At 49.1% G+C, this 12,743-nt stretch carries 10 protein-coding genes; 6 read left to right on the top strand and 4 right to left on the bottom strand.

Annotation, left to right across the window (positions count from 1 at the left end):
- Positions 1 to 81: 81 nt before the first annotated feature.
- Entirely contained in the window at positions 82 to 2,394 is a 2,313-nt protein-coding gene (locus ACMVP2_RS21020; protein ID WP_416864976.1) for a DUF4838 domain-containing protein, read from the bottom strand.
- A 122-nt stretch (positions 2,395 to 2,516) separates the two neighbouring features.
- Positions 2,517 to 3,671, bottom strand: coding sequence for an ATP-binding protein (locus tag ACMVP2_RS21015; RefSeq protein ID WP_416864975.1), 1,155 nt, complete (start codon positions 3,669 to 3,671; stop codon positions 2,517 to 2,519).
- 194 nt (positions 3,672 to 3,865) lie between these two features.
- On the opposite strand from ACMVP2_RS21015, the gene ACMVP2_RS21010 reads away from it, so the two are divergent.
- The 5 genes from ACMVP2_RS21010 to ACMVP2_RS20990 all read left to right on the top strand — a co-directional run bounded on the left by ACMVP2_RS21010 (position 3,866) and on the right by ACMVP2_RS20990 (position 7,591).
- Entirely contained in the window at positions 3,866 to 4,774 is a 909-nt protein-coding gene (locus ACMVP2_RS21010; protein WP_416864974.1) for an SMP-30/gluconolactonase/LRE family protein, read from the top strand.
- Between the two features lie 24 nt (positions 4,775 to 4,798).
- On the top strand, positions 4,799 to 5,566 hold the full coding sequence (locus ACMVP2_RS21005) for a 3-keto-disaccharide hydrolase (protein WP_416864973.1): 768 nt from the start codon (positions 4,799 to 4,801) through the stop codon (positions 5,564 to 5,566).
- A 210-nt stretch (positions 5,567 to 5,776) separates the two neighbouring features.
- Entirely contained in the window at positions 5,777 to 6,913 is a 1,137-nt protein-coding gene (locus ACMVP2_RS21000; RefSeq protein WP_416864972.1) for a glycoside hydrolase family 18 protein, read from the top strand.
- Between the two features lie 74 nt (positions 6,914 to 6,987).
- Positions 6,988 to 7,227, top strand: a complete 240-nt coding sequence (locus tag ACMVP2_RS20995; protein ID WP_416864971.1) for a DUF4160 domain-containing protein — start codon at positions 6,988 to 6,990, stop codon at positions 7,225 to 7,227.
- Entirely contained in the window at positions 7,208 to 7,591 is a 384-nt protein-coding gene (locus ACMVP2_RS20990; protein WP_416864970.1) for a DUF2442 domain-containing protein, read from the top strand. The genes ACMVP2_RS20995 and ACMVP2_RS20990 overlap by 20 nt, the downstream gene beginning before the upstream one ends.
- Positions 7,592 to 7,654: 63 nt before the next feature.
- On the opposite strand, the gene ACMVP2_RS20985 is transcribed toward ACMVP2_RS20990, so the two are convergent.
- Positions 7,655 to 9,652: a tetratricopeptide repeat protein gene (locus ACMVP2_RS20985; protein WP_416864969.1), complete on the bottom strand. Its 1,998-nt coding sequence runs from the start codon at positions 9,650 to 9,652 to the stop codon at positions 7,655 to 7,657.
- Positions 9,653 to 9,873: 221 nt separating this feature from the next.
- Positions 9,874 to 11,199 (bottom strand): Zn-dependent hydrolase, encoded by a 1,326-nt coding sequence (locus ACMVP2_RS20980; RefSeq protein WP_416864968.1) that lies wholly within the window; start codon positions 11,197 to 11,199, stop codon positions 9,874 to 9,876.
- Positions 11,200 to 11,412: 213 nt separating this feature from the next.
- Here ACMVP2_RS20980 and ACMVP2_RS20975 point away from each other — a divergent pair, with 213 nt between their 5' ends.
- Positions 11,413 to 12,711 carry a M28 family metallopeptidase gene (locus tag ACMVP2_RS20975; RefSeq protein WP_416864967.1) on the top strand — a complete coding sequence of 433 codons (1,299 nt, stop codon included), beginning with the start codon at positions 11,413 to 11,415 and terminating at the stop codon, positions 12,709 to 12,711.
- Positions 12,712 to 12,743 lie beyond the last annotated feature (32 nt).

The raw sequence follows: 12,743 nt of genomic DNA, 5'->3' as shown, positions 1-12,743 counted from the left end.
CTTTCAAGGCATGCACCAGTGGCAATTGCCGTATGACGACGGAACAGTCACCAACACTTCCGGGCATGCCAAATTTCGGCGCTATTCCACCACGATCTCATCAATCAACATATTGGCTGGCCTGCCTGCTCCCGGGTGCCACCCTGGTGTGTTGCCTATTGTGTGGGCCTTCACTTTGACATACCGGGCATTTTGTGGCGCAAACTCTGCAATGAAGTCACGCTGCTGTCCTCCGTATTGATCGATGGGCAAGGTGTTGTTCACACTTCCTACCAGAGAATAGTTTTCGCCATCGGCGGAGATAAAGTAGTCCACCTTTTTAGGAAAAAGCCGCAGCCAGAAGCCATATTGAAAATAAGCCGACTCAATCCGGCGCACGGGTTGAACTGTCTCCAGGTCGATCACCACTTCCAGATCTTGTCCTGAAAAGCTAAACCAGTTGTAGGTGTAGTCCTGGCTACCCCGAATGCCGTCTGTAAGCATGGTGGCATGCTCCCTGGCAATGTGGTCATTGGGCGGGCTAATAAATGTCGCCTTTTTGCCGTAGGCCAAATGCTCATTCATGCCCTGAGCCAACAGGCGATAGTTGGCTGTTCTGTATTCGTCGGGCGAGGTACTCCATTCTTTTACCTGGGTCACTCCTTCCCGAATACACAGGTCAGTGAAGTCGTCAACTTTTGACCGGAACTTAGTGCTGGCCTCCCAGCGATCTCCAGCTTTTTGAAACACCCCTCCTTCTCCTGCATACTTTTTCTTTGCTTGTTCCATCCAGGCATATTCCAGAGGAAGCCTGGCTATCCTCACCCGCTCCAGTAGCTGGGCTGAGTCAGCTACTAACTTCTCGGCCTGATCAAACAGTTCCGCATACCTATCCATCAGCACTGGCGACAGGTAACTTGTTGACGCTTCGTTGGGCGAACCAAAAATCCTCAGCGGCTGGCTGGAAGCAGCCTGTGCTTGCGTCATTTCATCGATGTATTGCTGTATAGGCTTCGCAGCTGCTCCATAGTAGCCGTTAAGAAAATCATTCATCAGCAGTGCTACATCTTCTTCGGGGTTCCACATCAGCTTCGATAGCAGGTAGGCCCTCAAGGCTGCAAATTCACCTCCAACTTCCCTATTGCCCTGCTCGAAGAGCGCATTTACTCCGTTTTTGGCAAAAAATTGAATATTCGGCTTGAGGGTGTGAAGATTTGGGAAAGGGCTGATCAGGTGATTGAACTGGATCACATAGTCCCAAACAATGATGTCTTTGGCGATCTTGCCCCAGTCCTGCACATCTTTCACAAAATCGGCACTAGCGGTGTCTGCTTCAATGGGTTTGTCTCTGTAAGCCTCAATGCTGCAAAGCATAATATTGACATTGTCTCTCGGAATCAAAGTTTTGGGGGCTGCCCTGCCATACTCGTAGGCCAGGGTAGAAATCATTTTGTCGGGAAATTGATCCGCCACCTGGTTCACAAACTGGATGATGGAACCCGAAGGCGAGCCCTCCCGGTCATCAATGGCCCTGCAATTATCGCAGGTGCAGAAATTCCGGTTATCGTTTTGACTAACGGACCAGTATTTGGCATCGGGGTTTTCTGCAATTTTCCGACGAAGGTTCTGGATGGTGATGCCCAGCACGTCGTGGTTGGTCAGGCATAGCTGCGTAGGCAACCTCTTGCCATTAATCATGGCGAAGTACTCAGGATGTTCATCGTAGTATACATCTGGCGGCACCAGCTCATTGAAGGTGTGCACCCACATGCCCCAGTCAGGCCTGCCGCCCTTAGCATTGTGGTCAAGCTTGTGCCAGTCGGTGTATTCCTTGTCCCAAGTGACCCGGTAGTGGGTATCCCTGAAGCCAATCACCGGCACCTGAAGGTTGTCAATTTTATCCAACACAATTGTCGCCTGTTTGGGTACCACTTTCACCTTCGGTGAATACATCCTGCATCCCAGGTACTTCTCCAGAAAGCTGTAAACACCATAAAGCGTCCCTTTTTCATTACCCCCTGCGATAATCAACCGCAGACTATCAGTCTTGATCAGGAAGCCGTCTTCTTTCAGGTCATTGAGGTTGATGGGGAGCCCCAACTCGCCCAGCCTTTCATTTTGCCCGAGCACTATCTCGTAGCGGCTACGGCTCCTGTCAGCTTCGATAATCGGCAGCACAGCCCCCGAAATTTGAAGCAGGTAGTCCTGCAATACGTTGGCAGCTTTTTGTTCATCGGCCGTGGCTGCCGACGGAACGACAATCCGGTAGAGGGTTTGTTCTTTATCCGCAAGGATTATTTTCTCTGGCGAGTTGTTCTCCTTCTTTTGTTTGCTCTTTTTTTGGGCCAAAAGTGGACTGATGCCGCCTCCAACCAAGAAAACAGCTATGAGGCAGGTAAATATTCGTAGTACCATGATAGTGTGTTGTTAGCTCAGGATAGCACAAGCAGTCGGGAAATGCAATGAGAATTAATGTGTGAGGCTACTTTTGTCTCTGAATGACCCTATTGCATCTTTGGGCCTTCTTCAAAAGATGCTTACTTGTTTGCCAAAAATGTCAGTATTGCGTTTAAACTGGTTACTTCCACGCCTTCAGCAATCCTGTAATTGTCGGCACCAGGTGTAATCACGTGAAGTATTTCTACTTGCAAGTCCTCTTTTGCCAGGTAGCTGCCCCTGGTCAACACAGGAGAATTCGTCAGCTTGATTTCAGCGGCCAACAGCCAGCGGCCATTTCTGCGAACCAGCAGGTCAACTTCTGCTCCATCCTGCGTCCTGTAGAAGTACACTTCATCATCGGCACGAAGCATCATCAACACCTGATGTATGACAAAACCCTCCCAGGAGCGCCCTGCCACTATATGCCCTATCAGATTATCATAAGTTGAAATATTGGACAGGTAATGTAAAACGCCAGTGTCACGCATATATACTTTGGGAGATTTTACGATCCTTTTGCCCACATTCGCATACCATGGTTGCAACAGTGTAATCAAAAACGCATTTTCCAAAAACATCATATACGTTTTGACAGTGGGCACAGTAAGCCCTATCGACCTGGCCAGATCGCTATAGTTCAAAATTCCACCATGCACGGAGGCAATCATCTGAAGCAATTGCCTGGTAACATGAGGCGCAGCAGGCAAGCCATAAAGGGGCAGATCCCGCTGAATATAGGTGTTGATAAAGCTTCGGTACCACCGCTCAACGAAACCCCTTTTGCCCGACAGAGCAGGCTCTGGAAAGGCTCCATACATCCACAGGTTGTCAAGCGAAACCTTATGTTTCACCTCCATGAGGCTCAGCGGCGACATTTCCAGGTAATTGATCCTTCCTGCCAAACTCTCAGAACTTTGCTTCAAGAGTGCCGGAGAAGCCGACCCCAACACCAGAAACCTGCCTGGTCTTCGGTTTTCGTCTACCAATGCCCTGATCAATGGAAAAAGCTCCGGCTTGTGCTGAATTTCGTCGAGGATGATCGTCTTATTGATATGAGCAGAAAAGAATAGCTCCGGATCCTGGAGCTTGTTGATATCCGAATCCTTCTCAAGATCCAGATAAATCATTTCAGCTTCAACGAAGGCACTTTTGACGAGTGAAGTTTTCCCCACCTGCCTGGGACCGATAAGGGCCGTAACTGGAAACTCTTCCAAAGAAGTAAGGTAATCCTTTTCTATAAGCCGCTCAATCATCCCTGCAAATTTAAAATAAATTTTTAAATTTGCAGGGATGATTGAAATTATATCTTGTAGTCAGTAGTTCATTTTTTGCCTTGAAAAGATGGCTGATAAGAAGCATTATACAACCTTCCATGTATCTTTTGAGCTAACACTTTTCTCTTTGAGTTTAAAAGTTGAAATTCATGACTGCTACTTAAACACTCCTTATGCAAAAAACTTCACCGCTATTTTTAGCCTGCTCATTCCTGTTCCTAGGGGTCGTGCAAGCCCAGATAACAGACCTCCGCTCACTGCTGGCACCCGGTGCAACTGTCGAGCTACTTGGCGATGGCTATAAATTTACCGAGGGGCCAACACCAGACAAAAACGGCAACGTTTACTTCACTGACCAGCCCAACAACACCATTCTCCGCTGGGACGCAGCTTCGGGCGAAATAAGCACCTTCGCTGCTGCTTCCGGCCGCTCCAACGGCCTGTATTTTGACAAGAAAGGCAACCTGGTAGCCTGCGCCGACATGGACAATCAGATGTGGTCGTTCAGCATGGACGGACAGCACAAGGTGCTTATTGAGAACTATGACAACAAGCTCCTGAATGGCCCGAACGATCTGTGGATCGATGCAAAAGGCGGCATTTATTTCACTGACCCCTTGTACAAAAGAGACTACTGGACGAGAGATCCGGCCATGCAACAGGACGGCCAGCACGTGTATTACCTTAGTCCCGACAAGAAGACATTGAAGCGAGTGGATGAAACACTCAAGCAACCTAACGGCATCGTTGGCAACCCCGATGGCAAGAGCCTCTACGTAGCCGACATTGGTGACCGAAAAACCTACCGCTACGACATTCAAAAAGACGGGGCCCTCACCAACCGCACGTTATTCACCGCTATGGGCTCCGACGGCATGACCATCGACAGCTGGGGCAATATTTACCTGACGGGAAAAGGCGTCACAATATTTGATGAGACCGGTGCTGAAATCGGAAAAATTCCCATCGATGAAGGTTGGACCGCCAATGTGTGCTTTGGTGGCAAAGACCGAAAAACACTTTTCATCACAGCCATGGATGCTGTTTATGGAGTAAAAATGAATGTTCCTGGTGCGAAATAATTGAAGCTAACAAATCAACAAATAATGAAAAAGAACGCCCTTCTGATCCTATTCCTGGCTGCTTCAGCAACCAGTATTTTCGCTCAGTCCAACATGAATGTCGGCGCAAAGCCCACCAAGAAAGCTGTGGTTTACTTCGATGGCTCCCGTGATATGCTGGATAAAAACTGGACCTACTGGGACGGCCCCAGACTGTCTGCCCAACTGCCGATTAAATGGCAGATTGTGAAAGACCCGGTCGACGGTGGCACCGTCATGAGCAGCAACGATCCTGCCGGTGCCGGAGGCAAGTATGGTGCGGCAGACATCGTAACCAACAAAAAGTTCCGTGATTTTCGAGCTCATGTAGAGTTCCTCATTGTCAACCCCGGCGGCAACAGCGGCGTCTATCTGCAAAACAGGTACGAAATCCAGGTGCTGGATGGAGATTCTACCAGCCATGGCTTGGGTGCAGTGATCAACGAATCCGAATCTCCTTATTTCGCTTACAATGGTTTAGGGAAATGGAATTCGTATGATATCGTCTTCCGTGCCGCTCGTTTCAAAGACGGCAAGCTGACCGAACAGCCCATGGTGACGGTTTACTTCAACGGCAAAAAAGCCCATACCAATCAGGTCATCAGCCAGGTGTGGGGCGGGCCTAACTCAGGCATCGATGGCGGCAATGATGGTGGCAAGGGCATCACCGACGTGCCTGGCGGACTTAAGCTACAAGCAGAAGGCCACGACGTGTTCTACCGTAATATCTGGATTGAAGAATTGGATTTGAAGAAGGCCGATACTGATTTTTAGTCTAGGTAAGGGTCATTGTTTTCCAAAGTAAAAACTCCTAAGCCTGGTACGTAAAGCAGGTACCTCTCTGGAGGGAGGGCGAAAAATGTCGGCAGGGTGTGCGTTTTTTGGCCTGTGCGTTAATTTTTCGATGACTTTTGGTTACTTTTTGTCAAGAAAAAGTAACAGCCCGTCCGGCTTGAGGACAAAATGATCTTTAGTCTCAACATTATGAAGAAGTCGCTTTATTACATCTTTGCACTTTGCTTACTATTTCACAGCTGCCGCCAGGAGCCACCCAAAGAAGCTGTTGGAACTCCCACTTCAAATAAAGAAATCATCGGCTACGTACCAGGCTTCCGTGGTTTGCTTGATGAAAAAGATATCGACGCCAACAAGCTCACCATAATCAACTACGCCTTTGTTGACGTAAAAGACAGCCTGGCTTGGTTAACCAACCTCGAAACTGACAGCGTCAACTTTCGAAAGCTCAACTACCTGAAAAAGGACAATCCTGACCTGAAAATCGTGATCTCCATCGGGGGCTGGTCGTGGAGTGAAAACTTTTCCGATGCGGTGCTTACAGCCAGCTCCAGGGAAAAGTTTGCGAAGAGTGGCACCAAAATCGTGTCCGACTACAACCTGGATGGTATCGACATCGACTGGGAGTATCCCGGCCTGAAAGGTGAGGACAATGTTTTCAGAGATGAAGACAGGGAAAACTTTACGCTGATGTTTGAAGCCATCAGAAAGGAGCTGGATGCGTTGGCCGTTACCACTGGCAAGAAATACATTGTGTCTACTGCTCTTCCATGCTTCCCAAGACTTTTTGAAGTCACCAACATGGGCGACGTAGCCAAACATATCGACTTCGTGAACATCATGGCCTACGATTTCTATGTCGCCGGCGATACAGTGGGCCACCACAGCAACCTCTATCCTTCCGAAAACTATGAGAAAGAAAATTCTGCCGACAAAGCCGTGAAAACTTATATCGAGCAGGGCGTGCCGGCTGAGAAGCTGGTGCTGGGCGTACCCTTCTATGGCCGTAGCTGGACGATGAAAAGCAGCGATAATCTGGGCATCCTTCGCCCCAGGGACGAGGTAATGAGAGGTGGCGGCTTTACGTTCATCAAAGACAGCCTGATGGCCAAGCCAGGGTTCGTTCGCTACTGGGATGATGCAGCCAAGTCACCCTATCTTTTCAATGCCGGGAACAACCAGCTGGTGGTATACGATGATGAAAGTTCTGTGAAGCTTAAGTGTGAATATGTTAACGACAATGGTTTGGCGGGCATCATGTTTTGGCAATACGCCAGCGACCCGAAGGAGTATTTGCTGGATGTGGTGAATGAGCATTTGGATTGAGAAAAGCATTCCATCTCAGAGTCTCCTGCAGGAGACTCTGAGGAGAATCTAACCATTTAGATTATTTTTGAGCCATGCCAAGAGTCTTAACAATCCAGGGCTACATCTTCTATTTTTTTGCAGCAGACTGCGCCGAACGTGCGCATATGCACGTTAAAAAAGGAGGCGCTAATGGGAAAATATGGATTCAGCCGAGAATAGAAGTTTTTTATCTAAAAGGGTTCAAGCAAAAAGAGAAGCGACAATTGCTTAAATTAGCCGAAGAGAATATCGCACAACTAACTGAATACTGGAATGCCTACTGTAATAACTGACAAAACTGATATAAAGTCGATAGAAGAGATTCTTTCGAAATTCAAAGAGAGCGATCAGGTAGACATCTATTCATCCGAAATGTCACCAATAGAAACAGCCATCGTCTTTAATGGTCTGAAAATCAGTGAGGTGATCATACAGAAGGAGAATAACACAATTCTCTTTGTCCTCAATAATGGTACTGTTCTACAGCGTCAGATTAGCCAGCTCAAAGGATTGGCAACGGCGAGCTCCGAACAGTTAAGTGATTTTGAGAACATGGGGGATGGTGTGTTGTGGCCGGAAATTCCTACAGCCGACACTTCATTAAAAAGCCTTATTCAAGAAGAGTTGCTTCAAAAATACAAGCTTCAAATCGCTTAGTAGCACCTGGCCATAAATAGATTTTCACTCAGACTCTCCTGCAGGGACTCTGAGAAATACGCATCACCCCTCCCTATAAGGCAACATCAACTGCACCCTGGTGCCCGAGCTACCTACGCCGGCCAAATCCTCCACAATTAGCCTGATCTTGGTTTTCAAGCCAGCATTGAACAGCTCAATCCGCTCGTTGGTGATCACACCTGCCAGCGACTTATGGCCTTCCCTCGCCTTCACCTCGCTGGAAATTCCTTTGCCGTTGTCTTCCACGGTCAGCAGCACATACTCACCCTCCTGCCGGAAAGTGATTTTCACTTTGGCTCCATCCATTTTCCCTTTCAGCCCGTGCTCCAGGGCATTCTCAATCAACGGCTGGGCAAACATCGGCGGAATCGATACCTCCTCAGGGTCGATGGCCTCGTCCACTGTCAGCTCATACTCAAAGGAGTTGTTGAACCGCAGCAGCTGCAGCTCCAGGTAGTTTTCCAGCGTGGCCACTTCTTCTTCCAGCGAAATGAAGTCCTCCCGGGAGTTTTCCAAAATCTGACGCATGAGCCGGGCAAAACGGCTCATAAACGAAGCAGCATCCTGAGGTTTGTTTTGCAACATATAGTTTTGGATGGCCCCCAGCGCATTGAAAATAAAATGTGGGTTGAGCTGGCTTCGCAGGGCTTTCTGCTCCAGCTGGGTCAACGCCTGGGCTTGCCTGTCGGCCCTCTGCCTGTAGTAAAGCACCAAAATAGCGATCACCAGCAGCAGCACAATCGCCCCGCCAATAATCAGGTATCGCTGCTGGCTGAGCTGCAACGTCTGTATCTCTGCCATTTGTGCCAGGCGCTCAATCTCATTCTCTTTTTTCTCCGTTTCGTATTTGATGTTCAGGTCCGATATCTGCAAAGCCTTGGTTTGGTTCAGCATGGTGCTGTCGAGCTTATAAAACTTGTGTAGTGCCTCCAGGCCTTCTTTGTACCGGCCCGACGCCCGGTAAGCATTGCTCAGCATCCAGTAAGCGTCCGATTCCTTTTCAATGAATTCAATATCGTGAGAAAGCCCGGCTCCCAGCTCGGCATACCTGATCGCTTCGGCCGTCTTCCCTGTCTTGAGAAATATCTCCGACAGGTTCACATAGGCCGCCGACAAATTTCGTTTCTCCCCCACCTCCTTGCACAACTCAATCGCCTTCAAATGGTTCGCAATCGACTCCTTGTACAGCCCCATGCTGCCCTGCATTTCAGCCAGCCCTTCGTAAAAGTAGGCCTGCAAAAACTTATTGCCCTCTACCCCGGGGCTTTCAAGTGCCTGCTGGTAAAAGTAGGTGGCAGAGTCAAACATGTTGAGCGCTGTGTAGCTGTTGGCCATGTTGTAGTTCACTATCGACAGGTTGGCTTGGTTGGTTTGGCTAAGCAACTGCTCACGTGACTTTCGGAAGTACCTGATGGCCAGCTGATAGTCTTCGTTCTGATAGTAGGCAGCGCCAAGCGTGATAACAGCCCGGTTAATCATCGACTCATCAGGAATCTTCTCCGCCAGACTCAGCGCCTTGAGCGAATAAAAAACGACGGAATCGTTTTTAGAGAAGTCGCTGTAATAGCTGGCTTTTACCAGATAAATTTGCGCTTCCATAAAGTCGGACTTCAGTCGCCGATTGATCAGCTCAGCCTGATTGAGAGCAGCCAGGGCCGAATCTGTCTTGCTGAGCTTCAGGTAACTGTTGGACAGATTAACCAGGCTGCGAATAGTAAATTCGTCGTCGCCCACCTGCCCGAACAAAGCTGCTGCTCGCCGATGCCCTTGAATGGCCTTCTGAAACTGCTGCTGACAGGAGGCGTTGTCCCCCATCAACTTATAGGCCCGGGCTTGATAACTGACGTCTTTGGCTTGCAGAGCCACCTCCAGCAACAGGGTAGCCAACGAGTCAGTCTTTTCCATATCCTGACACAGGACACTACTTGCTTCAGTAAACAGCTTCTCAAGTTCGCTGGCGCCCGACTGCTTAGCGTAAACATTCGCAGCAAAAAGGAGCAGAAACATCGGGACAAACTCCCTCACAAAACGTTGGCGCATAAAACGGGACAATTATGGGTTAGGCAGCAGACAGGCGCAGCGTGGCCACAGTGCACATTGGCAAAAATACACGGCGACGTCAACTTTTCGACACCAGAGAAATAAATTATGAGCCATGAACCGAATAGATGCATGGGAGAGGAAAGCCCAAGACCTAAAGCTGCTCTTTAGTTCGGCTTATGGCACCTGCCAATCTTCGGGATCGCAAAAACTTCCCAATCCTACCCTTTGTCCGCAGCCAATATCGCCTGCAGCAGCACATTGGCTCCGTTTGCCATGTCCTCCGTTTTGGTGGATTCCTTAAAGGAATGACTGATGCCACCTATACTGGGCACGAAAATCATCGCCACAGGAGTAATCATTGCCATGTTTTGAGAGTCGTGGCCTGCACCACTGGGCATAAATTTGGTACTCAATCCCAACTTTTGGGCAGACGTGTGGATAATCTGCTGGAGCCCTTTATCAGTAAGTGCCGCCTTCGCTACGCTCGGCTGCCTCACAAAACTGATTTTCGTCTTCGTCTCTTCGGCAATGGCTATCGCTTGCTTTTCTATTTCAGCGAAAAGTCGTTCGATTTTTTCAGGCGACAAATCACGCATCTCCAGCCCCAGGGTCACCTTGCCGGGAATGACATTGTATGCCCCAGGGTAGGCATTAATCTTTCCTATGGTGCCTACCTGGCTTCCTTCTGTCCCCCTGATCACCTCATTCACTGCAATAATCAATTTTGAAGCTGATAGCATGGCATCCTGGCGCAAGCTCATGGGGGTGGTTCCTGCGTGGTTGGCAAAACCATCCACTGTCACCTCCCAATGCTCTATGCCAACTATCCCTTCCACTACACCAATCTGCAGGCCTTCCTTTTCCAAAATCCCTCCCTGCTCAATATGCAATTCTAAAAAAGCGTGGATGTCCCCTCTCTTGCGGCGGGCGTTTTGAATAGTATCAGGGTCGCCTCCAAGCACTTTAACACCCTCAGAAATGGTGAGCCCACTATGGCTTGTTTGATTCAGTATTTCGGGCGTGATCTTTCCAGACAGGGCTTTGCTGCCAATCATACTCCCTTCCTCATCAGCGAAAATGATCACTTCAAGCGGATGATCGGTCACTACCTTGTTTTCGTTGAGCACCTCAATTACCTCCAGCGCAGCAATTGACCCAAGCGTGCCATCATAATTACCACCATCAGGCACCATGTCGATGTGCGAGCCAAAGGCGATGGGTTTGAGTGAAGGCTTCTTCCCTTTTCGTTTCCCAATGATATTCCCAGCCTGGTCGATGGTTGTTTCTAGCCCCGCCTTCTTCATCAGGTCAACAAACCACGCATGCCCTTCAACATCGCCCTGAGTAAACGCCATCCTGTAGCCGTGGCCTTTGTCGTTCCGCCCAAATTGGGCCATCCCGGTAATCCGGTCTTCAATTCGCTGAGCGTTAACATTCAGCATGCCACCACGTAAAACTCGTTTAAAATTCCACTGTATAGCACCAAGAACGGCGATGCCAAGAGTTGTCAATGAGGATTTTTTGATAAAGTTTCTTCGTTGCATCGTGCTTAGATGGAGATTCTTAAGAGAATAGAAAGGACACCATTTGCGAATCAAATATCCCCTAATATATCAATAATTACCTTTGCTTCTAACGAGGCCCTCCAAATGTCACGCCTCAGAATAGAGAAGTTGCCATTGGTGTGTAGCCAGTTGACCAAGTGATAAAATAAGTATTAACTTTCCAGTCTATTTAAATCCCTGATTTAACCTGACATGCAAAAGACGTCTATCCTCCCAGCTTTCTTCCTATTGTTCACATCACTCATCATCAGCTGTCAGCCGGCAGCCGAAATCAATGAAGCCGATGTGACCCGTATCATCACCACCCTGGCCGCCGACGACATGGAAGGCCGACGGATGTTTAGCCCGGGCATTGAAAAGGCGTCGAAGTTCATTCAGGGAGAATTTGAGGCGGCTGGACTGGAGTATGTAGACGGGCTGACCAGCTACGAGCAAAAGTTCAATATGTACACCATCACGCCCAAAAGTGTGTCGGTGACGCTCAACGGGCAACCTGTAGCTGAAGGGTACGCTGCTGTTTCGGTGAACAACGAAAAACTGGAAATCACAAGCATTGATGAGGTTGAAGTCATCGTGGTGAACGCCGACGGCAACCTGCGGGGAGCCATTTCTCAAGCCAGAGGCGTGAAAGGGAAAGCACTGATCCTGGCCGATCCTTCTCATCAGGTCATGTTCGAAAGGTACCGTGGCTCATTGTCGGGAGGTAACCATGTGATGGCATTGGATAAAAAGGCTTTTGTGCTGATTCTTACAAGTATTACCGAGATACGCTCTTTAAGCGTAAACGTAGAAAACGACGTTAAAACAGAAAGCCTGTCGAACGTGGTAGGCAAAATCAGCGGAAAGCGGCCCAACGAAATCGTTCTTTTCAGTGCCCATTACGACCACCTGGGCATCAGGGGCACCAAGGGAGACACCATCTTCAACGGCGCCAACGACGACGCCTCAGGTACTACAGCCGTGATCACTTTGGCCAAATACTTCAAAGACATGGGCACGCAGCCTGAGCGCACCATTCTGTTCGCTGCCTTTACCGCCGAGGAAGGCGGAGGCTACGGTTCAAAGTACTTCTCCCGACAACTGAACCCCGACGAGATTGTGGCGATGTTCAATATTGAAATGATTGGCAAGCCTGCCGTGAGCGGGCCCAACACCGCCTGGGTAACCGGCTTCGACAAATCCAGCTTTGGTGAGTTGCTGCAAAAGGCCGTGAAGGGCACCGAGTATGAGTTCTACGCCGACCCATACCCCGACCAAAACCTGTTCTACCGTTCCGATAACGCCACACTGGCCAGGCTAGGCGTGCCGGCCCATTCTATCAGCACCACGCCCATCGATGTTGACAAAGACTACCACAAGGCATCGGATGAAGTAAGCACGTTAGACTTAGCACATATGACTAATACCATCAAGGCCATTGCTGCCGCTGCTACTGGCATGATCTCAGGAGAAGACACACCAACAAGGGTGGATCCGGCTAATGTGAATTAATAGGCTTACTAAAAGCAGGGTCGGCAGAAGTT

The sequence above is a fragment of the Imperialibacter sp. genome, from assembly GCF_048007035.1.
Lineage (GTDB): Bacteria > Bacteroidota > Bacteroidia > Cytophagales > Cyclobacteriaceae > Imperialibacter.
Note: the sequence above shows the minus strand (reverse complement) of the source record. Positions and strands in the feature narration are given on the sequence as shown.